The following is a 25,525-nucleotide window of genomic DNA, read 5'->3' as shown; positions in this document are numbered from 1 at the left end:
GGGTATCGGCGATTTTCAGTCGGTGAGGGTGCCGAGGTAGGCATCGGCGTCCAGCAGCGCGGCAACGCCCGACGCGAGGGCCGCGGTCTCGGACTCGTCGACCTGAATGTCCAGCAGCCAGCCGGCGTTATAGGGGTCGGCGTTCACGAGCTGCGGGGTACCTTCCAGATCGCTGTTGACGGCGGCCACCTTTCCCGACAGTGGCGCGTACAGATCCGACACCGATTTGGTCGACTCCACTTCGCCGAAGGCTTCGCCGGCGATGAGCTCCGCGCCGATGTCCGGCAGTCGTATGAAGACGACGTCGCCAAGCGCCGACTGCGCAAAGTCGGTGATGCCCACCCGTACGGTGCATTCGTCTCTGCGACGGATCCACTCGTGTTCGGCTGTGTAATACAAGTCGGGTGGGACGTCAGTCACGAGTAATCCTGTTCTGTTCCTGCGGTTCTGGGCGCCATGCGTCAGCGGACACCGGGTCGGGGCTTGTGCGGTATGACGAATGGGTCTTTCGCATGCGGCCGGTTCACCGCAACGTGCCGCGCCGAGCAGCTCCTCGAGCAGCCTCGACTTGAGTGGGCCGCGCCGAGGCCCAGTTTGCTTGTGCGACAACGCCGCAACGCTTCACTGCGGCATGGCGCAAGTGCGCGCTGCCGCGCCTCGGTCGTCGACGCCAACGCATCAGAGATCCGACTATGCCGAGGCAAGCGCGAAAGCATCGGATGAGTCGGCGCTAGATGGCCCGTTTGAGCTCGTCGGCCATGTTGAGCTGTTCCCAGGGCAGTTCGATGTCGGTGCGCCCGAAGTGGCCGTAGGCGGCGGTCTGCGCGTAGATCGGGCGCAGCAGGTCTAGGTCGCGGATGATCGCGCCCGGGCGCAGGTCGAAGACCTCGGGCACGATCTTTTCGATCTTGACCGGGTCGACGGTCGCGGTGCCGAACGTCTCGATGAACAGCCCGACCGGGGCGGCCTTGCCGATGGCGTAGGCCACCTGCACCTCGACCCGCTCGGCCAGCCCGGCGGCCACGATGTTCTTGGCCACCCAGCGCATGGCGTAGGCCGCCGAGCGGTCCACCTTGGAGGGATCCTTGCCCGAGAACGCCCCGCCACCGTGCCGCGCCCAGCCGCCATAGGTGTCCACGATGATCTTGCGGCCGGTCAACCCCGCATCACCCATCGGACCACCCAGCACGAACTTGCCGGTCGGATTGACCAGCACCCGCGTCCCCGACGCATCCAAAGTCCGGTGGTCCAGCTCCTGCAGCACCGCCGTGAGCACGTGCGCACGAATGTCGGGATCCAGCGTCTTGTCCAGATCGACCCCGTCGGCGTGCTGGGTGGAGACGACCACGGTGTCCAGCCGCACCGGGACATCGTCCTCGTAGGCGATGGTCACCTGCGTCTTGCCGTCCGGGCGCAGGTAGGGCAGCGTCCCGTTCTTGCGAACCTCGGTCAACTTGCGCGACAACCGGTGCGCCAACGCGATCGGCAACGGCATCAGCTCCGGGGTGTCGTTGATCGCATAACCAAACATCAGCCCCTGATCACCGGCGCCCTGAGCATCCAGCGGATCCGCCGCACCCTCCACCCGGGCCTCATGGGCGCTGTCCACCCCCTGGGCGATATCCGGCGACTGCGCACCGATACCGATGTTCACCCCGCACGACGCCCCATCAAAGCCCTTGTCCGAGGAGTCATAGCCGATGTCGAGGATGCGGGCACGCACCGTATTGGTGATATCGGCGAACGCCTCCTTGGCCCTCGTCGTCACCTCGCCCACCACATGCACCTGCCCGGTGGTCACGAGTGTCTCCACCGCCACCCGCGAGCGCGGATCCTGCTCCAGCAACGCATCAAGGACCGAGTCGCTGATCGCGTCACAGATCTTGTCGGGATGCCCCTCGGTCACCGACTCACTGGTAAACAGCCGACCCTTTTCACTCACTGTCTCATCCTTCTGTTCAACCTGCCTTTTCAACTTCCAAGGGTGACGACGCGGTTCGGTCCCGCGCGTAACCCGCGCCATGTTTTCGGGGTAGTCACAACGTGACGACGCCGGCGGANTGCACCTGCCCGGTGGTCACGAGTGTCTCCACCGCCACCCGCGAGCGCGGATCCTGCTCCAGCAACGCATCAAGGACCGAGTCGCTGATCGCGTCACAGATCTTGTCGGGATGCCCCTCGGTCACCGACTCACTGGTAAACAGCCGACCCTTTTCACTCACTGTCTCATCCTTCTGTTCAACCTGCCTTTTCAACTTCCAAGGGTGACGACGCGGTTCGGTCCCGCGCGTACCCCGCGCCATGTTTTCGGGGTAGTCACAACGTGACGACGCCGGCGGATGGCTGAGTGGCATCCGCAGTTGCCGCGCACTATCGCGACAACGTCCCCCTTTTGCGATCCTCGCACCCCGCGAGGATCGCCTGGTGTGGCCCGCCGTTGTCAGTGGCGGTGGGCGCTCACGAGCCATGACGGCAGCTGCGCGCGGCCGTCATGTCCGATAGTCACATTGCGGTATTCGAAACCTTCCGGCAACGCAGTCGGGACGTTGATCCACGCGCGCGCGGGTCGGATGTCATCCACGAAAAGATGCTTGCCAACGATGCTTTCCAATTGGTGTCGAGTGAATGGACGCGGGCCAAAGTCGGCGCCGGGCGGGAACGCCTCGGTAGCGAACACGAGAGCAAAAAACTTGCCGCCGGGCCTCAGCGCGCGGGCGCTAGATTCCACGTACGCGTGCCTGAGCCCTTCGGGCAGGCAGTGGAACACGAGCCCGTCGATGACGGTGTTGAAGTACTTTTCATAGCCGGTTGATTTGCTCAGATCGGCCACCTCGAACGTCGCGGTCAGGCCTCGGTCCGCTGCTGCTTTCTTAGCCTTCTCAATGGCGCTGGCAGACCGGTCCAGCCCAACGACTTCGTATCCCTTTTCGGCCAATGTCAATGATGCAGTTCCCACGCCGCATCCAGAATCGAGCACAGGCCCCACGAAAAGCCCCTGCCGTTCCAGAACGGCCAAAGCAGGCTGCAATTCGCCAATATTCCAGCCAGGGTTTCCCGGCGCGTACGACGCGTTACCGTCATACAGTTCATCCCAGTCCACGGTGTTTACGTTAAATGTAGGCACGGTTATCAGCCTAAGTGGACGAGGCCGTTCATCGCAATGCTGTGAGTTCTATTTAATCAAGATGACACGCACTTATCTCTATAGATCAGCCTTTCTGAAAAACGCCTAGGAATAAGCTATTATTTTCCGTAAAGTTCGGCCAGCGTCACGTGCAAAGTCCGTGTTTACGGACATAGAGGCTGAACGCAGTTGGCGCGGACGATAAAGATCGTCAGCAAGGCGGCAACCATAGCCAGGAACAAGCGCTGTTATTGACCAAAGTTCAATGGTGTCGTCAGTTAATAGACGTCACACTCGGGTCCGTTATCGCAGCCATTTCCTTCGATCGGCCTTGCGTAACTGCGCCGCCGCCCGTGGCTCGTTCGTGACCGCCGAGTGCGGTGTGCCAGTGGGCCCGGGTCGGCTAGCAGCGCTGGCCCGGTTGGCCCATAACGGCGCCCGCGAGTAGTGCTAGAAACCCCCGCGGGGCGACCAATAGGAGAGCATCTCGGCGAACGTCTGGAATGCCGGCCTCGATACCCCGTAGGTCGCTTCCAGGTGGACGCTCAGCGGGAAGCCGAGGTCGATGACCCCGTCGATCACGCGCTTGTACAAATCCACCAGGAGTCGCCGCTTTTCCGCTGGTTCGCTGCCGGCCAGCTCGCGGACGAACGCCTGCTCGTCGGCTACCGCGGGGTTGCCGGGATCCTGGATCAGCCAATCGATCAGGCCCACGCCGGTTTCGATCCTGGGGACAAAACCGAACGACAGCAGCACCTCTGGCCGATGATCGCTGTCCTTGGCGAAGTCGGCCAGGAACCCCACGATCGCGTCGGAATACAACAACTGCGTCATGCCGTACGTGGCCCCGCGGTCGCATTTGAACGTAAAACGGCTGTGCTCGCCCTCGCGTGTCGGGATCAGGATTGCCCCGCGGTTGGGCACCAGGTCCCGATAAATCGATAACGCGTCGGTGGGCGCGACGCCGGAACCCTCCCCGTCGGTCATCGTGCGCGGGACGCCGACGAACACCACACCCTCCATGCCGGCTCCGCACAAGTCGGTGAGGCGGCTACTCAGCGACGACTTGTCCATGAAGGCGGTGACCTGGGTGCATAGCCCGTTGATGCCGGGTAGTTCCCGTTTGATCACCGACCAGAAGTCGAGGACGTCCAGCTTCTGTTGCATCGGGACCGGCCGGTCGTCGTCCTCGGCGATGATGCCGGGAATCATCACGTGCCGAATCTGTCCGTCGAGTCCGGAATCGCTGCAGTACTGCGCCACTTTGCGCGCTTCTTCGAATGCTCGCTCATGACCGCCGTTCACATTCGGTGGCACCAGCTCGAGCGCGACCGTGTTGAGGGTCACACGCCTCCCTTTGTCCTGACGATCCGGGCGGGGGCCCAAGTCGTCGCGTCTACGAAGATCGACTGTCGCCGCGGGCGGCGGCGACTTTTCGAAACCACCCACGCGTCCCGGGCGAGCCCACCGACGTTCGTGCCGGTCACGGCCCACCTGGGGGTCAGTAGCGGTAGTGGTCGGCTTTGTAGGGGCCGTCGACGTCGACGCCGATGTATTCGGCTTGTTCTTTGGTGAGTTTGGTCAGTTGGCCGCCGAGGGCTTCGACGTGGATGCGGGCGACCTTTTCGTCGAGGTGTTTGGGCAGCCGGTAGACCTCGTTGTCGTATTCGTCGTTTTTGGTCCACAGCTCGATCTGGGCGATCACCTGGTTGGAGAAGCTGTTGCTCATCACGAACGACGGGTGCCCGGTGGCGTTGCCCAGGTTGAGCAGCCGCCCCTCGGACAACAAGATGATCGACTTGCCGCTGTCGGGGAACGTCCACACGTCGACCTGGGGGCGGATGTTGGTCTTGGTGGCCCCGGAGCGCTCGAGCTGGGCGACCTGGATCTCGTTGTCGAAGTGCCCGATGTTGCCCAGCACCGCGTAGTCCTTCATCGCCTTCATGTGCTCTAAGGTGATGATGTCCTTGTTGCCGGTGGCGGTCACCACGATGTCGGCGCTACCGATCGCGTCCTCGACCGTGGCGACGTCATAGCCCTCCATCAGCGCCTGCAGCGCGTTGATCGGGTCGATCTCGGTGACCACCACCCGGGCGCCCTGGCCCTTGACCGAGTCGGCGCAGCCCTTGCCCACATCGCCATAGCCGCAGATCAACACCTTCTTGCCGCCGATCAACACATCGGTGCCGCGGTTGATCCCATCGATCAGCGAGTGCCGACACCCGTATTTGTTGTCGAACTTGGACTTGGTCACCGAGTCGTTGACGTTGATCGCCGGAAACGCCAGATCCCCAGCCGCAGCGAACTGATACAGCCGCAACACCCCGGTGGTGGTCTCCTCGGTCACCCCCTTGACCGACTCGGAGATCGTCGTCCACTTGTCTTTGTCGGTCTCGAAGCGGTTGCGCAGCAGCTCCAAAAACACCTTCCACTCGGTGGGGTCGTCCTCCTCGGCGGGGGGCACCACCCCGGCCTTCTCATACTGCGCACCGCGCAACACCAGCATGGTGGCATCCCCGCCGTCATCCAGGATCATGTTGGCGGGCTCGTCGGGCCAGGTGAGCATCTGCTCGGCCGCCCACCAGTACTCCTGCAGCGTCTCACCCTTCCAGGCGAACACCGGCACCCCCTGGGGCTCCTCGGGCGTGCCATACGGGCCGACCACCACCGCCGCCGCCGCATGATCCTGGGTGGAAAAGATGTTGCACGACGCCCACCGGACCTGCGCACCCAGCGACACCAGGGTCTCGATGAGCACCGCGGTCTGCACGGTCATGTGCAGCGAGCCCGAAATCCGCGCGCCCTTAAGCGGCTGCACCTCGGCATACTCCCGGCGCAGCGACATCAGACCCGGCATCTCCTGCTCAGACAGCTCAATATCCCGCCGGCCGTAATCCGCCAGCGACAAATCAGCGACCTTGAAATCGATGCCATTACGGACCTCAGCGGTCAACGAACTCTCAGTCGTCGTCATAACGTGACTCATCCTTCTGCGATTTGGGAGCTCAGCCGTCAGTGGGCTGAAGTATTTGAAACCGGTGATTAGCTAGACCGATACTTTGCTTTAGCCAGCCCCCGTCTCCCTCTCTTGTTCACCGGTCTATACGTTCCTGAGTTTCCTCTGCGCCCACTCCGCTGGCGCGCAACGGGCATGGCTAAGTAAACGACATCAATAGCTGCCGAATTCGATCTTCAATAATACGAAGGCGGACGACGCGCGGGCCGACAAACCTTTGACCCGGAAGCCCGAAGGCGTGCCCCAACAATGTGGAACACAATCGCAACCAGATCCGCAACTACAGCGCTGAACGGAATGGCTGAGGGACGCGTCATTGGGTAGCCTCGATACCGAACATACACCTATGCAACTGTTAAACACCGCCACGAAAGCTGTCCAAGAGCTGTGACGGCGGTGGGCTTGCCCGCTTAATGGACACACGTCCAGCTAAGGCGCAAGCGCGTGAATATATATAACGAAGGATGGAGAATTTCGTGACGATCGCGGTAACAGGTTCGATTGCGACCGACAACCTGATGCGGTTCCCCGGCCGCTTTTCCGAGCATCTGCTGGCCGACCATCTGGAAAAGGTCTCGCTCAGCTTCCTGGTGCACGACCTGGTGATCCACCGGGGCGGCGTGGCCGGGAACATCGCCTTTGCCATCGGTGTGCTGGGCGGCGATGTCGCCTTGGTCGGCGCGGCCGGCGATGACTTCAGCGAATACCGCGAATGGCTGCAGGGGCACGGTGTCAACTGCGACAACGTGCTGATCTCGCAGACCGCGCACACCGCGCGGTTCACCTGCACCACCGACGAGGACATGGCCCAGATTGCGTCGTTCTACCCGGGCGCCATGTCGGAGGCCCGCAACATCAAGCTCGCCGACGTGGTATCCGCCGTCGGCGAACCCGACCTGGTCGTGATCGGGGCCAACGATCCGGACGCGATGGTGGTGCACACCGAGGAGTGCCGCAAACTCGGCCTGGCGTTTGCCGCGGACCCGTCACAGCAGCTACCCAGGCTGTCGGGCGACCAAATCGGCAAGCTGATCGACGGTGCCACCTACTTGTTCACCAACGACTACGAGTGGGAGCTGTTGCTCAACAAGACCGGCTTGTCGGAGGCCGACGTTCTGACCAAGGTCGACTTGCGGGTGACCACGCTGGGCGCGAAGGGGGTCGACATCGTGGAGCGCGACGGCACGACCACGCACGTCGACGTGGTACCCGAGACCAGCCAGACCGACCCCACCGGCGTCGGCGACGCGTTCCGGGCCGGCTTCCTCACCGGCCGCAGCGCAGGTCTGAGCGTGGAGCGTTCGGCGCAGCTGGGGTCGCTGGTCGCAGTGCTGGTGCTGGAGTCGACCGGAACCCAGGAGTGGCAATGGGACGCCGACGTCGCCAAGGTCCGCTTGGCGGGTGCGTACGGCGCCGACGCGGCCACCGAGATCGCCGCGGTGCTCGCCTAACCCTGCCCGGCCACGGGCCGCAGAATCGCGCGCGGGCGCGGCGCCGAAGGAGCCGTAGGTGCCGCCCGGCCGACAAGGGGGTCGCCATCATCATGGTTGATGCCATCCCCGCGTGGTTGCCGAAATCTGTTGCGAGCCCGGTGGTCCGGCTGAGATCAGCACGGCACGTATTTGATACGTTGGACGGTGCCACTCGGGATCGCCCTGACAGAGCACTACGTTCCCGCGGCAGCGGTCGGGGCGCCCTATTCGTGCATTCGCGGGCAAGGGGCTTTCGCGTAGCAGCCCTTGAGGGCGGAATTGGCGGCCTCGAGCGCGAGCTGCTGGGACCGCCGAAGCTGCGCGATGTGATGGGCGTTAATCGCCGATCTCCCTCTTGTCCGGGTAAGACCCGCTACTGTGAAGGCAACAGACGGGATGGACGACATGAGCATAGAGAATTGGTGCGATGCACCAGAGATTCATCCCTCGAAGATTCGGGTCGGCGATGTCATCGGCACGCTGCAGCCCACAAGTCTGCGCTACGAGGTCAAGCTGATCAGCACGCCACAGACAAGTCACGGGCAGTGGACCTTTTTCGGCCGCGACGATGCGGGCCTACAGCACACGAACACGTTCGGCGAAGACGAGTTAGTTCGCAGGTACACCAAAGCATGATGACGACGCGGTAGGACTTCCGACCGGGTCCGCCTTGTGCGCCGTCCCGTCGACAACGACCTGCCAGCCGTCAAAGGTCGGATGGATCACGGCTCCGCCAGCCCCGATAGTCGTTCGACCAGTTGGTCAAAAGTAGCGATCGCGACCGAGCCGGCGCGGCGGGTTACTGCCGATTTGGTCACCTTCGCGAAAATCGTTGACCCGTCTAAGTGCTGCAAGTCCCCGATGGTGTCGGCGCGTAGGCGAGCTACACCGAAAAGCGTTTCTTCGGTGGGGAGGGCACAGAGGATCTGTTCATAGCTCATCGAGGTGACGGCATCGCGGGAGCAGCCGAGTATCTCGGCGAATGAGGCGTTGGCGAAGAGGACGGACCCGTCGTCCGCTAGGGCTATGGCAGGTACTGGGATTCGTTCGAGCGCCGATAAAGCGGGCCTTTGCTGTGGTTTGACCGTCGGGGAATCGCTCGGGCGCCGAAAACGACGGCTCTCCGACATCCGTTAGCCCTATTGCACATACGCTGTTTCGCCAACGTATGCCGTCTCAGAGTGGCGCAAGAGCGCCCAAAAAGCACATCGACTGCGGCGTGGTGGTTTGCAGGTGGGACAACATGCTCCGTCGCACACGATAGTTGTCAAAACCGGGATAAACCAGGCCCATCGGCGAAGGCGCTCGGGCGCTAGTCGACGGCTGGGCAGGGCTCCGGGGCCCAGGACGACGTCGCTGTACTAGCACTTGGGCGCCCCCCGCAACGCCGCGGCCGCCGAACGATGCTGCCGCGCAATTCAATTCACGTGCCTCGTATTCCCCCATCTTATGATGCTCGCCGTCACACGGTCGCTCGCGATTACTCTCTCACCTGCCGATCGACGAGACCTGTGACGCGCCGGGAATCGATCTCTTCACCTCCATCGCCCGAGTAGACGCGATAGTGCTCAGTTGCCGTTGTCTCGTGTTCTGAATCCTTAAGAGTGACGCGCGTGCTGCTGTCCGCTGTGTGTGTGACCTTGATCCAGTTGCCTGATTGCGGATCGTGGAGCATGTCACCCTCCTGGATCTCTGAAAGCGGCACCTGTTCTGTTGCATGTTCGGAACCCATTGCTCTCCCCGATCGCGGTAGTAGGTCGGCTGTGTCCACCCTCCCGGGAATCGTCCCGGTGACCACTTCGAGGATTCTCCGGCTAAGGGCACAGGTCAATGACCGATTAACCGGCCGACGGACCGAGGCGCGATTACGGCCGCGCCAAGCGATGAAAGCAGCGTCGCGCTCGTCAAATCCCTCCAACTAGTGGAAGGTGGAGGGATGACCTTGCCGCCGAGCCCCGCGGGCAGTTTCACAGTCGCCCGAATCCCGTTCGGCTAAATGTGGCGATACACGAGCGGCTCCTCGCGGCAGTCGACGGCCGGCGCGGGGTAGAGGCCGCCGACTGTCTGTGCGAGGCCTGCGTGGTTCTTCTCGACGTTGACGCAGCGGCGATTTCGCTCGTATTCGAGGGCGCGAGCAGCGGAACGCTGGGATCAAGCGGCGCGCCTGCCCGCGTGTATGACGAACTGCAGTTCACCCTCGGCGAGGGGCCGTGCCTGGACGCTGTCAGCCGGCGGATTCCGGTTCTGGTCGTCGACCTGGCCGACGCTCAGGAGGCCCGGTGGCCCGCCTATCGTCCTGCGATGCTGGCCCACCAGATCAGGGGCGTCTATGCCATACCGGTAGTCGTGGCAGGCGAATTCGTCGGCGCGCTCGACCTATTCCGCGCGCAGCCAGCGCCACTGGTGGGCGACGAATTGGTCGGCGCGGTCGCCGCCGCGGAGCTTGCGGGCATCCCGCTGCTGGACCTCCTCGACGCCGACCTGCAGGCCGCCGCCGCCGACCCGAACAGCGACGCCTGGGCCGAACTCAACACGCTGAGCCGTGCGGAGGTCAGTCAGGCCACGGGAATGCTTGTCGCCCAGCTGGAAATCGAGCCGGCCGAGGCCCTTGTCCGGCTGCGCGCCCACGCTTACGCCACCGGCCGCACCGCCACCGACGTCGCCCGCGACATCCTCGAGCGCCAACTACAGCTCGAAATCGACTGATGCGGGATCGCACCGACACCAACATTTCAGGAAGGAGGGCGCCGTGACTGACACCCCTCGTGAAACCCGCGTGCTGGACGCCGTCGTCTCGCTCGTCGACAGCCTGCTCGATGACTTCGACGTGGTCGACCTGCTGACCGCGCTCACCGAGCGTTGCGCCGAGCTGCTCGACATCGAGGCCGCCGGATTTCTGCTTGCCGACCCGCTGCACCAGCTCCGCCTGCTGGCCGCCACGTCGGAGCATGCCCGCGACATCGAACTCTTCCAGCTACAAGCCGACGAAGGCCCGTGCGTGGACTGCTACGCCACCGGCCAACCGGTCTCGGTCGCCGACATCCAAGGGGCAGCACAGCGGTGGCCGCGGTTCGTTCCTGCCGCCGTCGGGGCCGGCTTCGCCTCGGTGCACGCCGTCCCGATGCGGGCGGCCGGCATCGTGTTGGGCGCCCTCGGGTTGTTTGGCACCCGCGCTGGTGAACTCACCGAGGCCGATCTGCTTGTCGGCCAGACCCTGACACACATCGCGTGCGTCGCGATCCTCCAGGAACACCCACCCACACCGGCCACCCTCATGCCGCAGCTGCGCTCCGCGCTGACCAGCCGGGTCATCGTCGAGCAGGCCAAGGGCCTCCTCCACCACATGCTGGATGTGTCCCTGGAGACGTCCTTCGACCTGTTGCGGACTTACGCGCGGGCCAACGGCGAACACCTGACCGATGTCGCCCACCGATTGATGACGGATCGGCTTTCCCGCCCAATGCTGGTCGGGCGGTTGGCCGAACTGGCCGCTGCGCGACCCCATTAACCGGCTCAGCGACGCCATGCGCGGGCCCGCCGCACGGCCTCCTCGACCAGCCGCTCGGCGACGGCGTACAGCTTGACGTTCTCGGTTTGGCTGATACGGGTAAGCCGTTCGAAGGCCTCGTCTGCGCTGCCCCCCGACCGGCTGCGGACGATGCCGATCGCCTGATCGATCACCGAACGGCTGTCCAACGCGCGCTGCAATCGCAGCGTCCGTTCGTGGGCGCTGGCCAACAACTGCGCGTTGTACACCGATACCGCGGCGGGCCTGGCGAACTGGGATCCCAACCGCACGGCGTGCTCGGCGAAGGCGTCGCGGCCCTTGGCATAGGCATTGATCGAGCCGATCACCTGCTCGCCGACGACCAACGGCAGCGCCAGCGCGGAGTGCATGCGCATCCGCGCCACCCGGCCACCAAAGTGCGGCCAACGGTTGTCACTGCCCAGCGATCCGCTCACCGTGGGCCGCCGCGACTCCATGCAGGTGATGCATGGCCCTTCCTTCAGTTCGTCGTACTGAACTGTGTCGATCTCGTAGACAAGCGCCGCCGTCGCCGCCCACGTCCGCACGCTGGATATGCCGTGCTGCGGGTCGATCAAGGCGACGCCCACGCCTTCGGCGCCAGGGATCGCCTGGGCCGCGAACTCGGCCACGTCCCGGAGGAGGTCGATCACTCCGCCGGCGCCGGCGACGATCCCTGCCACTCCGCGGAGCCCGGCATACAATTCGGCCTCGTCCGCTTCCCGTTGGGTCGGGGAGAGTTCGGGCGGCACCTTACGACCCGGCTGGGCGTCGAAGTCGGCCAACATCCCCTCCTCGCGTACACCCTCGACCACAAACGTACTCTCGATCCCCCCCGAAGAAGTCAGCCGACGAGCGCCAACGTATGGGCACGCCGCAGTTTCCCCGAGGGCGTCTTGGGGATCATTCCCGGCTCGAGCACCACCACGTTGCGGGGGCGGACATCGACGTCGGCGACCACCTCGTGGGCCACCTGTTGCTCGATGCGGCGCACCTCGGCCGGATTCTGCCAGTCGTTGGACTCCACTGCGATCGCGAACGTCTCGCGGGCGTGCCCGGCGTCCAGGCGCACCGCCACGACGCTACCGGGCCGGACGCCGCAGACGCGCGCCGCGGCCCGTTCGATGTCGGTCGGGTAGATGTTGCGCCCGGCCATGATGATCACGTCCTTGACCCGTCCGCAGACGACGACGTGTCCGGACTCGGTGAGGTACCCGAGGTCGCCGGTGTCATACCACCCCTGGTCGTCCTGTGCAGCGACGAAACCGCCCATCGTCGCGTAGCCCAGCGTCACGGGTTCGCCGCGCACCTGGATGACACCGACGCCCCGGACGGGCAGGACGTTGCCGTCTTCGTCGACGATGCGGGCCTCCAGCCCCTTCAGCAGGCGGCCAAGCGTGGCCAGTCGCCGGGTTTTTCCCTTGCTCGCCGGAACAGCTCGGTGCAGTACGGCAAGCAGGTCGGCGTCGACCTCGTCGACCACCAGGCCCGCGCCGCACTCGGAGAAGGACACCGCCACGGTCGTCTCGGCCATGCCGTAGGCCGGCAGGATTGCCTCCGGGCGCAACCCGAACGGCTTGCCGGCCTCGCAGAGTTCTTCGACGTCGGCGGGTTCGACCTGTTCAGCGCCCGACAGTGCCCATCGCAGGGTGGACAGGTCAAACTGGCCCGGCTGGGCCGACTTGCGAAGCCGTCTGGCCAACAGTGTGTAGGCGAAGTTCGGCGCCGCCGTCATCGTGCCCCTGTACTTGTCGATGAGCTTGGCCCACAGCAGGATGTCGCGGAGGAAGTCCATCGGCGTGATTTTGACCAGCTCTGCGCCGAAATACATTGGCACGGTCAAGAATCCGGTCATACCCATATCGTGGAAGAGCGGTAGCCAGCTGACGATCACGTCGGTGTCGATGTCGACGTTTGCGCCGATGAACATCGCCTCGGCATTGGATACGACATTGCGGTGCGTGATCTGCACGGCCTTGGGCGACCCGGTGGACCCGGACGTCAGTTGCAGCAGCGCGACGTCATCGTCGTCGGTTTCGACCGGATCGATCGGGTTGTCGTCGAGCAGTCGCTCGACGACCAACACTCGCATGCCCAGCTGGGACAGCAGTGGGACCGCGGCCATGAACGGATCAGAGACGAGAACCGCTGTGGCACCGATCATCTTGATGACGCCGGCGGTTTCCTCAGCCCAGCGCGAAAGGTCGGTGCGCGGAGTGGGCTGGTGGAGCATGGTGAGGCTGGCGCCACGCATCCAGATGCCCTGCCCGGCAGGCGCGATCTCGGCCGGGGCACCGGCGAGCACGGGAACGGCGTCCCCGCGCCCGACGCCGGCCGTGGCCAGTCCACCCGCGATCCGACGGGCCCGCTCGTGCACTTCGCCCCAGGTATGCCGGACCGCACAGTTCGGCTCCCCGGTGACCATGCCCTTCGAACTGGATTGGGCCGTGCCGTACATCGTTTCGGTGAATTTACTCACGACCAATCCTTTGGCTACGGCGCGGCGGCGCAGTGAGATCGCCGGGCCACCAGCGCTGCCGATGTCGCGGTAGGAGTGCGGTCGGGCCACGGATTGGGCCGACGACGAACGCAGCGGCCGAGCGTGCCCCCTACGCGCACATCCCGAATGCTCCCTCGGTCCGATCGAAGAAAGAGCACGTCAGACACGCGGACGGTACACACTCGCGAGCCATCAGCCGGCGAGGCGCGCCGTTGTCGCCGACGGGTGCAGCGATTCTGAGCACCGGACTCCGTCAGGGGGCAGTTGCAAGCACAACCCTGTGACCGTCGGATGAACCGGATGGGCAGACGCGTGGCGGCGGGGACCTTACCGATCGCCACCGGACGTTTCCGGGGAGGCTGCGCAATCAACCGCAGTCAACAATACCGCAGGCGCATTCAGGAAAATGCTGAACGGCGCAGCCCACGGGGCCGCCGTGTTGATCCTATCCCCAACCGTCGCGCACACGGTTGTCCGCGAACCTTCGCAAGTTCCTGTATGCCAAGAGCAGTCAACGGAACTCGGTGACCAGGTTATATCCAATATTCAGAATCGGTTCTGCCGCACCATGACTGAGAACGCTGACGCCGAGGTCACGCGGGAGGCGGAACCCCGCTGGCGGCGGTGTCACAAAAGCCACTGCCGCGCACGTGGTGGTTGCTGCGGCCTCACCGACTCGGCCGAACCGCCTCAAGTACGCCCGAAACCCATTATTGAAGCATCGGTTCCACCGATGGCTCGATTTCTGCGGCGTATTGTCGGGTTAGCTGCCGTAACGCACGAGCATTCATCGGTAGTCCTGACGTCGAGACCTCGTGGAGAAGGCGGCGCGCCTCCTCGTCAGAGCTCGACGGTGCAAGCACGAACAACACCGCGTCGCGCGAGTGCGTGCCGACTAGATAGATGGTGTCGCTGAAAACCAGCCGGTAGGGATTCAGCGAGACCATTTCGCCGTGCCGGATAAGTCGCGTTGGGGCGGGCAACCACACGCTCGGGTCGTAAACGACTCGGTGCACCGCGCCGATCCATGAACCGAATACGGCCAGCAAGTCGGGTAGCTCTGACCTCAGGTCCAGGCTTTTCGGCCACCAAGCGCCATCTACGGCAGCGCGGGTGGGGTCGCGTTCGCATAGGGCCAGTCGGGTAGCACCTGGGGGATTCGAAGAAATATGCGCCACGGTGACGCTCCCGTCGACTCATTTCGCTATCGCAGACGGCTGCCCAACGGGGCGGTACTCGACAAACCCACGACACCGGGAGCATAACCCCGATCGATCCCGAGACGATCGACGAATCGCCATGAAGCGACGTCGCTTGCCGATTCACAAACCGATTGGGCGCCACCAGTGGGGATTGGCGCCGTGGTGTGGTCAGGAGCCGCGAAGGTCACGGGGCGGGCCCGAAGAATGATTGGCGCCCGGCGACGCACAGGAACGATGTCGGTGCGCCCCCGCTGAGCGGAGCGCCAGACCACGCCCGCACCAGAACGGATAGTGGCGTAACGTCGCTGTTAGAGCTGTTTCGTTGTCGGCGCTGGCCTCGGACGTCATCCCCCGTCGAGATCACGGGCAATGCAATTCCTCCGTCGGCCCGTTTCCGGGTTGATCGCTTCGAACTGCGAAGGGCCGGTCCCATGAAACGCGCAAAACCGTCGGTCGGTGGCATTGCGTCTCAACAGAATCCGACAATAGATTTAATCGCAGGTTCCGTGGAGCAAGGGTGCGATGGCACCGCCTCGGTGGGGGAGCGAACTGCGGGCGTGATCAATGCGGCGGGGTCGCAACGCCCCGCGAGTCCGGTGCGGCTCACTCTGGCATCCCGGCTCGGCAACAAGATTGATGGAGCGTGGTGGCCCCGTACTGGTGTGATCTCCCGTGAGCTGACTGAATTGGTCGCGGTTTTGGATGCCCGTTTGGGCCAGGTCATCGACATCGACGTCAACTGGTCGTCGTTGCAACGCCAGCCGGACCTGAATTGGGGCTGGTGGCAGGGCGTACGCCCACACATCATGACGGTCGGCGGCCGCGACGCGCGGGCGAAACTACTGATCGTTCCGCACCGAACTGCCACAGCCCTTGCGGTAATGGTCTTGCGCCAGGCTGCCGGCCTGCCCGTAAACGCGGCGCATCGCGATTCCCGCGCGTTCCAGACCGCCGAATGCATTATGCGCATGGCCCGGGGCGAGCGAATGTTTGAGGTGCGTCCCTCACGGCGAGCGGATGTCGCAGCGATACCAAAGGGCCGGGACGACTGAGGACGTCCCGTCGCCGCCGAGGGACTGGCGCGACGTCGATGCAGAACGGAATCTGTTGATTCCCGGTGGTTTTGGGGCCGCCCGCTTAGACGCGGGTTTCTGTTTCAGCTGTGCCGGTCGTAAGCAGGCTCTCGACGGTCGAGGTGTTGGTCGGCCCGGCCGCTGTCATCATGATGGCGTGTGCCTGCTCTGGGTCGGCATGCGGGGAAATAACCAATAGGACGATCTTGTTGCGGTTGAGCCCGAGCACTTCGACGGTGTTCACCGGCTGACGGTGATATCCGTCGAGCCGTACCGTTCGCCCGCCGGTCGCGAATTTTGCTGGTGCCGTTGCCCAATCGTTCATGTTGTAGAGCACGCGGCCGATCCGTCCCAGCCGGACCGACAGCACCGCCAGCAGGTCTGGCAGCTCCGCCGTGAGGTCGTCACTGTGCGGCCACCATGCGCCGTCGACGTACCCGCTCTGGGGCGCCTTGGCTTTCAGCCTCAAGCGCGGTGTGTGCGCCGGCGGGGCATGCCGGTTCCCGGTGTCCATATGGTCATCTTTCGGCGTCATCGCGACGCTCCCGTCTTGACCGTGAGATCGGTCAAATCATTCGAATCGGCGACGACATGGCTTTGAACAGTCAGGCACGGGGTATCGCCAATGCCTCCCACACTACACGGGGCCGTGCCGGGCGATTGGTCGCCAGGTGGTTGCCGCTGCGGCCCGATCGGGCGGCGGGCTCAGCGGATGGATACCAGGTGGTCGATCGAGTCCACCGGCAAGTCGCCGTCCAGGACGGCGGTAACGACCAGCTGATTCAGCGTGATCGCGCCTTTGTGATTGTCGAGGAACGCGGTGTCGGAGGCGTCACGACCGGTGGCTATGCGCACCAGGGTTTGCCGCGGCGCCAGCAGCGTCGCATCGACCACCCGCCATTGCCCGTCGACAAAAGCCTCGGCCACCGCGTGGAAGTCCATCGGGTACACACCGGGCGCGTACACCGACACCAGGCGGGCCGGGACGTTGACGGCCCGCAGCAGGGCCACCACCAGGTGCGCGTAGTCGCGGCACACACCTGCGCCGGAGAGCAAGGTGTCCACCGCCCCGTCGATCGGATCGCTTGAGCCGGGCACGTAGTTCAGCCTGGTGCCCACCCATGAGCTCACGTTTTCCAGCAGCGTCGCCGAATCACCGAAGGTGCCGAATTCGGTTGCGGCGAAACCGTAGAACTTATCGGCCTCGGCGTAGCGGCTGGGTCGCAGATACATCGACAGGTCGTATTCGGTCACCGGTGCGGGATCGGTCTGACCGACGATCGTCGCCGCATAGTCGGCTTTCAGTGTGCCCACCCCCGCGTCGAACTTGTGGATGCGGTTGCCATGCACACCACTGATCTCCAAGGGCCGGACGGGCTCTCCGTTCAAGACAAAGCGCAGCGATTCGAAGACCTCGGTGCCTGGATGCGGGGCCACGGCAATCTGAAATTCCAGCGTCGTGGGCGCGGTGATTTCAACTTCGATCTCGGCGCCCACTTCACGTCTCATAACGAGATACTGCGCCAATCGTTGCGGATCCGCCAGGCGAGCGCCGGCGTCGTCGCGGACGGGCGTGTCGCCCTGCGAGGTCCCGTCGCGGGTCCGTCTTCGAATCTTCTATCTCCACTCCATTTCGCCTACGCTGAATGACAGCGGCGGACTGAGCAGGTTGCGTTCGAGATGGTCTGCCGCTAGATGGCCGTTGGTGCGCAACTGTGGTGTTAAGCAGTCAGCACCAGGCCGGCCGCCGTCGAATCGTCACTGTGTGTACAAACGCAGCATGGCCGCCGATTGAGCCGGGACTCGTTGCGTGGTCCGCCTCATGGTCGTGCCCCCGGCGCGGTTTGACGGTCCGTGTCTTAACCCACCCGATCGGAGTAGGGTGGCAAAGCATCGGCGGCATTCAGTTCGTATCGTCCTTGGTGGTCGCCGATTCGATTGATCTGGCCGGTATCGCGGTCAAGACGGGAGCGTCGCGATGACGCGAGGATACGCACGCGACAGCCCGGGGGTGGGACGCCGCGCGGGAGCGCTGGGATTCGCGGGGCAGAGCAAAACAGCCGAAGCGTCGAGATCGGCCCGCGACCCCGCGGCAGTTTCTCCCTGCGTCTTTCCCGTATCGCAGCGCCCCACCGGACCGTCACTAGGTCGTCAGTCGCCACGGTCGTTTGGTCCCTCCGCCACGTGCGCCGCCTCGTCGTCCAGCGTCGCCGCGCACGCAGTGGTCGAACGCGCCGCGCGACTCATCGAATTGCAGAGGTAGCTGTCCAAGACGGGCTCGCTGAACGTGATTCAGTTGGCATCGCGTGGGCGCGTGTTGGTTAAGCGTTGTGGCGCAAAAGGTTTCGTTGCAGAGGGGATGGTGCTCTGATGGTTATGCGGTTGTCGGGCATCGATGCGCTGTCGCTGCACACACAGAGCTCGAAGATGCCCGCGCACACGGTCACGCTGGTCGTCCTCGACGCGTCCGATCGGCTCAGCCACCAGCGGCTACACCAACTCCTAGCCGCGTCGCTGCCGCAGCTGGCGCGCTTTCGCAGCCGGTTGGTCACCAAGCCGCTGGGGGTGGGGCAGCCCCTGTGGGCCGAGATTGAGGACTACGATCCCGCTCCGCAAATTCATTGCGCAACGGTGCGCGCTCCCGGCGGTCGGCGCGAATTGGCCGGTCTCATCGCGGATTTGAGCACCGGCGGACGGGATCGCCGTAACCGGCTGTGGGAAGCGTGGAGCATCAACGGTCTGGCGGGCGGGCGGTGGGCGCTGGCGGTGAGGATGTCGCCCGCATTGAATGACGGGGCGGCAGGGGCCGCGTCCTTATGGCCGCGGCTGCTGACTGCCCGGCCGCACGCCGACCCGGCAAACAACCTGCCGATCGAGCCGAGCCTTGGCCCGGCTCCTTCCGGCCGCGAACTCGTTGCCGACGTGGTGACCGAGCTCGTCGAGAACCACGTCACCGGCATGTGGCTGATCGCCGACACGGTGTCCGGTGTGCTGCAGGGCGTCAGCAGCCGGCTGCTCCGCACGCGCGAACGAAGACCGATGACCCCGTCGGCAGCGTCGATGAGCGGGCCGGTGCCACGCACAGTGTTCAACGAGCCGCTGACCAAGCGGCGCGCGGTGGCATTCGCCGCGATCCCGCTGGCAGACGTGAAGACGGTCAGCGATGCGTTCGGGGGCAGCATCACCAATGTTGTTCTGGCCGCGTGCGCGCTGTCTTTGCGCGCCTGGCTGCAGCGACACGACAAGGTGCCCGAGGGTCCGCTGCTGATGCGGATGCCATTCGAGTTGCCGGCCACGGAATCCCCCCCGATCGGCAGGGCGTTGACGGTCGGGCGGCTTCGCATCCCGGTGCACCTCGACGACCCTGTGCAGGTCCTCGCCAACCTCCATACCGCCACCGAAAGGCTGAACGCAATTCGGGCACGCAGCAATGAAAATCGTCCCATGATTGATTCGGAGACGGTGGCCTCGCTCATCCCGCCGGCGGTAGCTCACGTGGGTGCGCAGCTCTACGCTCGATCGGGCTTGCGGCGTCAACTCAAGCCGATCTGCCACGGCAGTGTCTCCTCGACTGCCGTTGAGCCGGTGCCGGCGTACTGTGCCGGCGTCAAGGTCGTCGGCATGCATACCGTGGTGCCACTGGCCGAGGAAAGTGGGTTGAACATCGCGCTGACCTCCCGCGGTGACGATCTGGATGTGAGCGTGTGTGCGTGCCCCGACAACGTGCCGGCGGTCGACGATCTGGCGACCGGGATCGCGCACTCACTCGACATTCTGGTGGCGGCCGCACAGGAATCTCCTCGTGGGCAAGGCCGATCCGTCGTTACGGAGATGACGTCACATCCCGTGAATCGTGCACGCGGCAGAAGCCACGACAGGTTCAAGTAAGTCCCGGTGCTGTGTGGCAGCTTGTCGCCCGTTCGTTGATCCCGCCCCGGGCCACCGCGAGAACGATCAGAAGCTCCCGTACGGCGTACCGGTCAGGATCGAGTAACCCGCCTCCCCGAGGACTGCAACTTCCAAACCGCCGAGCATCGGGAGCAATCCGACATCGGCGGCGACCGGGTAGCCAAACGCGTTGATGAGCCCATCGAGGGGCTGGCCGTTGACCATTTGCGTGATCCCGTTCAGGAACAGGTTGACGTCATAGGACGGCAGGGAGGCGAGGGCGGCCGTCGTGATATCTGCCGTCGGCAGCAGCGTCGAGTAGGCGGTCGAGAACGCCGTCGTCGCGGCGTCGACGATCTGGGTGTTCGCCGCTTCCAGGCCCGAGAGAAGGTCGGTGATCGTAGGCGGCCCGGCGGGCAGGGCCGGTGTGCCGGACCCCCACGACAGTGAGGTCAGCGCCTGCGTTATGCCCTGCAGCGACGGCAGCTGCGGTGGTCCCTCGGCGTGGAAGTCGGCGATCGCGGCGCCGATTCCCTGGTTGGTCCCGCCCACCAGGGCGGGCCCCAGCGCGGTGGTGTCGCTCAGCGGCGGCAAGAATCCGAACGGGGTAGTCACATTGGCCGGTCCGGTGGACCAGCCGAAATTCGGGTCGCCGTAGCCCCAGTTGACGAGAGGCGTCAAAACGGGTTGCACCAAATCCGCGACCGGGTTCCCGATGTAGGGGATCAACCGCACCGGATCCAGCAGCGGCAGGTTTTGGCTGGGAATCATGTAGAAGGTGGTCCGGGTGGGGCCCTGTGTCGGCAACACAATCGCCGAATTGATCTGCGTCGACGTCAGAGTGTCATAGCCCGTGTGCACCGTCACCATGCCCGCCAGGGCATTGAGGTCGGAGAAGATGTCGATCGGGTATCGCGGGAAGTCGGCCCAGCCGTCGTATTCCAGGGTGTAAACCTTGGTGACGAAGTCATTGGTCGGCATCGGGCCGAGGGTCGAAAAGCCCAGCGTCGGCAAGCTAAGACCCGGGAAGCGCGCGTCCCAGCCCCCGTTAGGGTTCATCGAGTTGCCAAGCAGCACAAAATTTATCGGTAGATTGCTCGGTGTGCCGCCGGGATCCAATAGCTGCATCTCGAGCGCGGCGATGTTGGCGCCCTGCGAGTAGCCCAGGACGTTAACGGTATTTCCGGCGGCAAGTTGCTGTTGGATCGCGTTATTCAGGGCCGTGACGCCGCGGGCTATCGATATGTTCTGCATCAGGTCTTTGATGCCGCTATCCGGATATTCTCCCGCCGGCATCGCAAGGGCTTGGACGAGGCCGACGGGGAAGTTCGGCATGACGTANCACCGGCCGCGGCCAGCGCCCGGGCGAACTCAGCGTGGAGCGCCGCCGCCCGCCCGATCAGCGCCCGCCACTCCTGGCCGTACGCGCTGAACAGTCTCGCCAGCGCGGCGGATATTTCGTCGGCGGCGGCCGCCGCCACAGCGGTTGTCCGGCCCGCCACGTCGGTCGTCGCCTGGTGGATCGTCGAACCAATCGCCGCGACATCCGCGGCCGCTGTCGCCATCACCCGCGGCTGCGCCTGCACGTACGTCATCGGTCCCTCCCTCCCGCGCCAGCATAAGGCGGTCCGGGGGGCGGGGCGGGCGTTCAGGCAAGACGTTCGTCGGGCAAGTCCTCGGCCGCAAGGCCTTTCACCCGTCGTCGGCTAGTCGAGCACCGGGATCAACAGCCGCGATGACGAGCGAACCGTGTTGAGGCTGCTGGTCCCGACGCCCGCGTGCCGAAAGCTCATGATCGCCGGCGCCGCGGGATCCTGGTCGTCGCTGGTGAGTATCAGGCGAATGCGGTGGCCGACCCCGAACCGTCGAGCGTTGGGGACCAAGGGGATTCGATACACGACGTCCTCGCCCAGGGGCAGGCCCCGCGCGTTGCGGCACGGCAACACCGGCGCACCGGGTCGGCTGGCCGCCTCGTCGACCTCGCGCAGGCTGGCGCGCAACCAGCCAGCGGTCACATTGGTGGTGGTGCCGTCGGGCGCCACGTCCTGCAGCGTCGCCATCCACGCGGTGTCGAGCGCAGTCGCCGCAGCGACCAGCCGTAGTTCGATGTCGCCGGCGACGTCGAGGTCCTCGGTGAGCGGTGCGCCGGTCCAGGTCAGTGCCGACGGCGGGTCGATCCTGCTGGGTTTGACGCGCCCCAGGCCAGAGCCGAGGACCATGAATTCGCGACCGCCCGGCTCGCCCTCGTCCTCGCTCAGGGTGCCGTCGGCGCGCAGGGCGAGTTCGCGATGCGGTGCGTGCGACGGCGGCCACGAGTCGGCGGTACGCCACTGCTCGGCGCCGGGCAGGAAGTACCGGATCGGTGGCCCCTCGGTGATGCCGGTGTCGCGGCCCTTGAGCCAACGGTCGTACCAGGCCAGCGCCTCGGTGTGCATGCTTTCCCAGGGCCACGTCAGCCCGAACTTGCCCAGCATGCCCATCCGCACGCAGGCGTTGTCGGACAACCCTTTCCACGTGGCGAACGTAGAGGGCAGGTGCAGCGGCACGTTCTCCCAGTCGCAGCCGAGGTACACGGGAATGTCGATTTCCTTGAGCAGCGGCAACAGGTTTCGCGCCTCCCACCACTCGTCGCGGGTCGGGTGCTTGACGACCGCTTCTTGCCAGAGTTCGTCCCACGGGTGCGGGTTGTGCGGCAGCCTGAGCATTTGGCGCAGCATGGTCACCGCCGTCTCGCCGTTGGCGGTCTCGAACTTCTTATGCACGCGTGGGCTTTTCAGCGCCCGCCGGGCCAGGCCGACCGGCTTGCTGCGCCACAGCCTGTCGCTGCGCTCGGCGGTCAGGCCCGTCATGGCCAGGAACGGCGTCACGAAAGACGAGCTCAGCAGGCCGTGATGGTTTGCGCCGTCGTACAGGTCCGCGGTCACGGCCAGCGGGAAGATCGCCTTGAGGTGGGGCGGGCGCTCGACGGCCGCCTCGAGCTGGGTCATCGCGAAGTAGCTGATGCCGATCATGCCGACGTTGCCGTCGCACCAGGGTTGCGCCGCGACCCACTCGACGAGGTCGTACACGTCGCGGCGTTCCTGAGCGTCGAACAAGGTGAAGGTGCCGCCCGAGCCGCAGGTCCCGCGCAGGTTGGCGATGACGTGCGAGTAGCCCCGCGGCACCCAGAAGTCGGTGACGCCCGCCTCGACGAATCCGGCGGGGGCACCCAAGTCCTGTATCTGCCGCGGGTAGGGGGAGGCGGCGAGCAGCGCCGGGAACCGGCCGTCGGCGTCGGGCCGATGGATGTCGGCCAAAAGCCTTGTGCCGTCCCGCACGGCGATCGCGGTGTTGATGTCGCTGCGCTTCGCATATCGGGGCTCGCTGAGGTTGCGGTATTGCCGCCCGGTGGTCTGCGGGCCGTTGAGCGCCGTCACGGTTCTTGCCATAGTTTCACGCTACGTTGAAACTAGTTTCAACGCAAGATGAAACTTCACGCTATGGTGAAACGGTGCCGAAGCGTTCCAGCAGCCCGGGCCCGCGCGACGAGCGGGGCGTGCTGGCGGCGCGCATCCTGTCCGCGGCCCGCGACGAATTCGCCGAACACGGCTGGGCCGGCACCGCGATTCGGGCCGTCGCCCGCGCCGCGGACGTCGACCCGGCGTTGATCTACCACTACTTCGGCTCCAAGGAGGGCTTGCTCGACGCCGCCACCGCACCGCCGCAGAAATGGCTCGATTCGGTCACCGAGACGTGGGCCACGCCCAAGGCGGAACTGGGCGAGCGACTGATCCGCAACGTCCTGGAGATCTGGGCGGACGAAGACGTGGGATCCGTGCTGCGGGCGGTGGTGCTGACCGCGGCCCATGAGACCAAAACCCGGGACAAGCTGCGACTGATCGTGGAGCGCGGGTTGATCGGCGAATCCACGCTGGGCGATGACGAGGACGAGCGGCTGCGTCGCAGCGGCCTGATCTCCAGCCAGCTGATCGGCTTCGCGTTGTTGCGTTACGTCTGGAAGATCGAGCCCATCGCGTCGATGTCCGACGACGAGGTCGTCGCGGCGATCGGGCCCAACCTGCAGCGCTACGTCGACGGCGACATCGCCCCGGATTGAGCGGGATCCGACGCGCCGGGCGGCGACAATTGCTCCATGCTCGGGACGAGGCGGTTGCTTTCACTCGTGGTGGCCACTGAACTGATAGCGCTCGGCGGCGCCGCCACCGCGCGGGCCGGTCCCGACGTGCCGCCCGTCAGCGATGCGGCGCGCGCGGCCGGATTCATCGATGTGCGCACGGTGGTGCCCGACGCGATCATCGACCTGCGCTACGCGACGACGAACAATTTCACCCACACGCAGCTGTATCCGTCCGACGCCCGATGCCTGGTGCATCAATCCATGGGTCCGGGGCTGGCGGCGGCCGCGACGGCGCTGCGCCCACAGGGTCACCTGCTGGTGTTCTGGGACTGCTACCGGCCGCACGAGGTCCAGGTCGAGTTGTTCAACGCGGTCCCGAACCCCGCCTGGGTGGCCCGCCCCGGTCAGTACGCGCACAGCCATGAGTCCGGGCGTTCGGTGGACGTGACGTTCACCAACGTGCAGGAGCAGTGCCCGGCGGAGCGTCATGCCGACGGGCTGTGCCTGGCCGACATGGGTACCGACTTCGACGATTTCTCCTCGCGCGCAACGGCATACGCCACGCAGGGCGTCAGCGCCGATGCCCAGGCGAACCGCGCCCGGCTGCGGGACGCCATGAGGTACGGCGGGCTGGCGCCGTACTCCGGGGAGTGGTGGCATTTCGACGGCCCGGGCGCCGGTGTCGACCGCCCGATCCTCAACGTCCCGGTGGACTAAGGCTATCTCACTATGTGAGACCGCGGTTCCATAATATGAATCTGGCGGTAGGCTTCCGGACATGAACGCACGGCCGGCCAAGTACACGCACGGGCATCACGAGTCGGTGCTGCGCAGCCACCAGCGGCGCACCGCGGAGGACTCCGCGGCCTATCTGCTGCCCCACCTGAAGCCGGGTTCGTCGGTGCTGGACATCGGTTGCGGCCCCGGGACGATCACCGCCGACCTCGCCGAGCGGGTGGCGGCCGGAACCGTGCTGGCCGTCGACCAGTCCGCCGACGTCCTCGACGTGGCGCGCGCCGAGATCGAGCGGCGCCGGCTGTCCAACGTCACGTTCCAAACCGCTGACGTGCATCGCCTCGAATTCCCCGACGACTCGTTCGATGTCGTCCACGCGCATCAGGTGCTGCAGCACGTGGCCGATCCGGTGCGGGCGCTGCGGGAGATGCGGCGCGTATGCCGGCCGGGCGGCATCGTCGCCGCGCGCGACGCCGACTACGGCGGTTTCATCTGGTTTCCGCGGATCCCGGGGCTGGATTTGTGGCTCGATCTCTACGGAAAGGCGCACCGCGCCAACGGCGGCGAACCGGACGCGGGCCGGCGGCTGCTGTCGTGGGCGCTGGCGGCCGGGTTCGAGGACATCACACCGACGGGCAGCGTCTGGTGCTACGCGACGCCCCAAACCCGCGACTGGTGGGGCGGGATGTGGGCCGACCGGATCCTGCACTCCAGCGTGGGTCGCGACCTGCTGGCCTCGGCCCTGGCCACTGTCGCCCAGCTCGAGGAGGTCGCGGCGGCGTGGCGGTCCTGGGCCGCGGCGCGGGACGGTTGGCTGTCGATTCCACACGGCGAAATCCTCTGCCGAGCGTAGATGAGAAAGGCAACGTCCC

At 65.2% G+C, this 25,525-nt stretch carries 25 protein-coding genes; 9 read left to right on the top strand and 16 right to left on the bottom strand.

Translation table 11 applies throughout. The features are described 5' to 3' along the window. Positions 1–15 precede the first annotated feature (15 nt). The 6 genes from gcvH to ahcY all read right to left on the bottom strand — a co-directional run bounded on the left by gcvH (position 16) and on the right by ahcY (position 6,098). The gene (gene gcvH, locus BN4348_RS51125) at positions 16–420 is read right to left on the bottom strand and encodes a glycine cleavage system protein GcvH (RefSeq protein ID WP_066915910.1); all 405 of its coding nucleotides are present in this window, start codon (positions 418–420) and stop codon (positions 16–18) included. Between the two features lie 310 nt (positions 421–730). After that, on the bottom strand, positions 731–1,942 hold the full coding sequence (gene metK, locus BN4348_RS51120; protein WP_066915908.1) for a methionine adenosyltransferase: 1,212 nt from the start codon (positions 1,940–1,942) through the stop codon (positions 731–733). A gap of 94 nt (positions 1,943–2,036) precedes the next feature. Then, the gene (locus BN4348_RS59700) at positions 2,037–2,303 is read right to left on the bottom strand and encodes an S-adenosylmethionine synthetase N-terminal domain-containing protein (RefSeq protein WP_456238201.1); all 267 of its coding nucleotides are present in this window, start codon (positions 2,301–2,303) and stop codon (positions 2,037–2,039) included. Between the two features lie 137 nt (positions 2,304–2,440). Continuing rightward, positions 2,441–3,124, bottom strand: a complete 684-nt coding sequence (locus BN4348_RS51110; protein WP_066915904.1) for a class I SAM-dependent methyltransferase — start codon at positions 3,122–3,124, stop codon at positions 2,441–2,443. Positions 3,125–3,574: 450 nt separating this feature from the next. Further along, the gene (locus tag BN4348_RS51105) at positions 3,575–4,471 is read right to left on the bottom strand and encodes a mycobacterial-type methylenetetrahydrofolate reductase (protein WP_066915902.1); all 897 of its coding nucleotides are present in this window, start codon (positions 4,469–4,471) and stop codon (positions 3,575–3,577) included. A 154-nt stretch (positions 4,472–4,625) separates the two neighbouring features. Then, entirely contained in the window at positions 4,626–6,098 is a 1,473-nt protein-coding gene (gene ahcY / locus BN4348_RS51100; protein ID WP_066908211.1) for an adenosylhomocysteinase, read from the bottom strand. Positions 6,099–6,616: 518 nt separating this feature from the next. Here ahcY and BN4348_RS51095 point away from each other — a divergent pair. Both BN4348_RS51095 and BN4348_RS51090 read left to right on the top strand, forming a co-directional pair. Next, positions 6,617–7,591 (top strand): carbohydrate kinase family protein, encoded by a 975-nt coding sequence (locus BN4348_RS51095; protein WP_066916090.1) that lies wholly within the window; start codon positions 6,617–6,619, stop codon positions 7,589–7,591. Positions 7,592–8,017: 426 nt separating this feature from the next. After that, on the top strand, positions 8,018–8,248 hold the full coding sequence (locus BN4348_RS51090; protein WP_066916088.1) for a hypothetical protein: 231 nt from the start codon (positions 8,018–8,020) through the stop codon (positions 8,246–8,248). An 86-nt stretch (positions 8,249–8,334) separates the two neighbouring features. Here BN4348_RS51090 and BN4348_RS51085 read toward each other — a convergent pair whose 3' ends face one another. Together BN4348_RS51085 and BN4348_RS59695 are read right to left on the bottom strand one after the other, a co-directional pair. Further along, on the bottom strand, positions 8,335–8,742 hold the full coding sequence (locus BN4348_RS51085) for a PAS domain-containing protein (protein ID WP_066915900.1): 408 nt from the start codon (positions 8,740–8,742) through the stop codon (positions 8,335–8,337). 350 nt (positions 8,743–9,092) lie between these two features. After that, entirely contained in the window at positions 9,093–9,344 is a 252-nt protein-coding gene (locus BN4348_RS59695) for a hypothetical protein (RefSeq protein ID WP_142308744.1), read from the bottom strand. 266 nt (positions 9,345–9,610) lie between these two features. Here BN4348_RS59695 and BN4348_RS51080 point away from each other — a divergent pair, with 266 nt between their 5' ends. Next, positions 9,611–10,318 carry a GAF and ANTAR domain-containing protein gene (locus BN4348_RS51080; RefSeq protein WP_066915898.1) on the top strand — a complete coding sequence of 236 codons (708 nt, stop codon included), beginning with the start codon at positions 9,611–9,613 and terminating at the stop codon, positions 10,316–10,318. A 43-nt stretch (positions 10,319–10,361) separates the two neighbouring features. Continuing rightward, positions 10,362–11,120: a GAF and ANTAR domain-containing protein gene (locus BN4348_RS51075; RefSeq protein ID WP_066915896.1), complete on the top strand. Its 759-nt coding sequence runs from the start codon at positions 10,362–10,364 to the stop codon at positions 11,118–11,120. A gap of 5 nt (positions 11,121–11,125) precedes the next feature. Here BN4348_RS51075 and BN4348_RS51070 read toward each other — a convergent pair whose 3' ends face one another. The 3 genes from BN4348_RS51070 to BN4348_RS62935 all read right to left on the bottom strand — a co-directional run bounded on the left by BN4348_RS51070 (position 11,126) and on the right by BN4348_RS62935 (position 14,816). After that, a complete protein-coding gene (locus BN4348_RS51070) occupies positions 11,126–11,923 on the bottom strand; it encodes a GAF and ANTAR domain-containing protein (RefSeq protein WP_066916086.1) in 798 nt (265 codons plus the stop codon). A 59-nt stretch (positions 11,924–11,982) separates the two neighbouring features. Next, positions 11,983–13,617, bottom strand: coding sequence for a fatty acyl-AMP ligase (locus BN4348_RS51065; protein ID WP_066916084.1), 1,635 nt, complete (start codon positions 13,615–13,617; stop codon positions 11,983–11,985). 731 nt (positions 13,618–14,348) lie between these two features. Then, positions 14,349–14,816 carry a DUF5994 family protein gene (locus BN4348_RS62935; RefSeq protein WP_264034512.1) on the bottom strand — a complete coding sequence of 156 codons (468 nt, stop codon included), beginning with the start codon at positions 14,814–14,816 and terminating at the stop codon, positions 14,349–14,351. A 584-nt stretch (positions 14,817–15,400) separates the two neighbouring features. Between BN4348_RS62935 and BN4348_RS51055 the strand changes: the two genes are divergently transcribed. Further along, complete coding sequence (locus BN4348_RS51055) at positions 15,401–15,892, top strand: DUF5994 family protein (protein ID WP_235852927.1); 492 nt, start codon at positions 15,401–15,403, stop codon at positions 15,890–15,892. Between the two features lie 85 nt (positions 15,893–15,977). On the opposite strand, the gene BN4348_RS51050 is transcribed toward BN4348_RS51055, so the two are convergent. Both BN4348_RS51050 and BN4348_RS51045 read right to left on the bottom strand, forming a co-directional pair. Further along, positions 15,978–16,448, bottom strand: a complete 471-nt coding sequence (locus BN4348_RS51050) for a DUF5994 family protein (RefSeq protein ID WP_066915892.1) — start codon at positions 16,446–16,448, stop codon at positions 15,978–15,980. A gap of 170 nt (positions 16,449–16,618) precedes the next feature. Next, positions 16,619–17,422 carry a transglutaminase-like domain-containing protein gene (locus BN4348_RS51045; RefSeq protein ID WP_211145752.1) on the bottom strand — a complete coding sequence of 268 codons (804 nt, stop codon included), beginning with the start codon at positions 17,420–17,422 and terminating at the stop codon, positions 16,619–16,621. Positions 17,423–18,283: 861 nt separating this feature from the next. Here BN4348_RS51045 and BN4348_RS51040 point away from each other — a divergent pair. Next, positions 18,284–19,801 carry a wax ester/triacylglycerol synthase domain-containing protein gene (locus BN4348_RS51040; RefSeq protein ID WP_066915888.1) on the top strand — a complete coding sequence of 506 codons (1,518 nt, stop codon included), beginning with the start codon at positions 18,284–18,286 and terminating at the stop codon, positions 19,799–19,801. Positions 19,802–19,867: 66 nt separating this feature from the next. Here the strand turns inward: BN4348_RS51040 and BN4348_RS51035 are convergent, their stop codons facing one another. The 3 genes from BN4348_RS51035 to BN4348_RS51030 form a co-directional block, all read right to left on the bottom strand. Further along, positions 19,868–21,055: a PE-PPE domain-containing protein gene (locus BN4348_RS51035; protein ID WP_066915886.1), complete on the bottom strand. Its 1,188-nt coding sequence runs from the start codon at positions 21,053–21,055 to the stop codon at positions 19,868–19,870. Continuing rightward, positions 21,055–21,366, bottom strand: coding sequence for a PE family protein (locus BN4348_RS61810; protein ID WP_456238211.1), 312 nt, complete (start codon positions 21,364–21,366; stop codon positions 21,055–21,057). The genes BN4348_RS51035 and BN4348_RS61810 overlap by 1 nt, the downstream gene beginning before the upstream one ends. 141 nt (positions 21,367–21,507) lie before the next feature. Further along, positions 21,508–23,229: a CocE/NonD family hydrolase gene (locus tag BN4348_RS51030; RefSeq protein WP_066915882.1), complete on the bottom strand. Its 1,722-nt coding sequence runs from the start codon at positions 23,227–23,229 to the stop codon at positions 21,508–21,510. Positions 23,230–23,291: 62 nt separating this feature from the next. Between BN4348_RS51030 and BN4348_RS51025 the strand changes: the two genes are divergently transcribed. The 3 genes from BN4348_RS51025 to BN4348_RS51015 all read left to right on the top strand — a co-directional run bounded on the left by BN4348_RS51025 (position 23,292) and on the right by BN4348_RS51015 (position 25,506). Next, a complete protein-coding gene (locus BN4348_RS51025) occupies positions 23,292–23,897 on the top strand; it encodes a TetR/AcrR family transcriptional regulator (protein ID WP_066915880.1) in 606 nt (201 codons plus the stop codon). Between the two features lie 36 nt (positions 23,898–23,933). After that, on the top strand, positions 23,934–24,635 hold the full coding sequence (locus tag BN4348_RS51020; RefSeq protein WP_066915878.1) for a M15 family metallopeptidase: 702 nt from the start codon (positions 23,934–23,936) through the stop codon (positions 24,633–24,635). 61 nt (positions 24,636–24,696) lie between these two features. Beyond that, complete coding sequence (locus BN4348_RS51015; protein WP_066915876.1) at positions 24,697–25,506, top strand: methyltransferase domain-containing protein; 810 nt, start codon at positions 24,697–24,699, stop codon at positions 25,504–25,506. The last annotated feature ends 19 nt before the right edge of the window (positions 25,507–25,525 follow it).

Source organism: Mycobacterium interjectum, from assembly GCF_900078675.2.
GTDB lineage: Bacteria > Actinomycetota > Actinomycetes > Mycobacteriales > Mycobacteriaceae > Mycobacterium > Mycobacterium interjectum.
The sequence above is the reverse complement of the archived record's forward strand: the minus strand, read 5'-3'. Positions and strand labels throughout refer to the sequence as shown.

Excerpts from the sequence above, each read along its gene's own strand:
- ahcY (WP_066908211.1), bottom strand. The coding sequence starts at position 6,098 with ATGACGACGACTGAGAGTTCGTTGACCGCTGAGGTCCGTAATGGCATC.
- BN4348_RS51090 (WP_066916088.1), top strand. The coding sequence starts at position 8,018 with ATGAGCATAGAGAATTGGTGCGATGCACCAGAGATTCATCCCTCGAAG.
- BN4348_RS51085 (WP_066915900.1), bottom strand. The coding sequence starts at position 8,742 with ATGTCGGAGAGCCGTCGTTTTCGGCGCCCGAGCGATTCCCCGACGGTC.
- BN4348_RS59695 (WP_142308744.1), bottom strand. The coding sequence starts at position 9,344 with ATGGGTTCCGAACATGCAACAGAACAGGTGCCGCTTTCAGAGATCCAG.
- BN4348_RS51050 (WP_066915892.1), bottom strand. The coding sequence starts at position 16,448 with ATGACGCCGAAAGATGACCATATGGACACCGGGAACCGGCATGCCCCG.
- BN4348_RS51045 (WP_211145752.1), bottom strand. The coding sequence starts at position 17,422 with ATGAGACGTGAAGTGGGCGCCGAGATCGAAGTTGAAATCACCGCGCCC.
- BN4348_RS51040 (WP_066915888.1), top strand. The coding sequence starts at position 18,284 with ATGGTTATGCGGTTGTCGGGCATCGATGCGCTGTCGCTGCACACACAG.
- BN4348_RS51035 (WP_066915886.1), bottom strand. The coding sequence starts at position 21,055 with ATGCAGAACATATCGATAGCCCGCGGCGTCACGGCCCTGAATAACGCG.
- BN4348_RS51030 (WP_066915882.1), bottom strand. The coding sequence starts at position 23,229 with ATGGCAAGAACCGTGACGGCGCTCAACGGCCCGCAGACCACCGGGCGG.
- BN4348_RS51020 (WP_066915878.1), top strand. The coding sequence starts at position 23,934 with ATGCTCGGGACGAGGCGGTTGCTTTCACTCGTGGTGGCCACTGAACTG.
- BN4348_RS51015 (WP_066915876.1), top strand. The coding sequence starts at position 24,697 with ATGAACGCACGGCCGGCCAAGTACACGCACGGGCATCACGAGTCGGTG.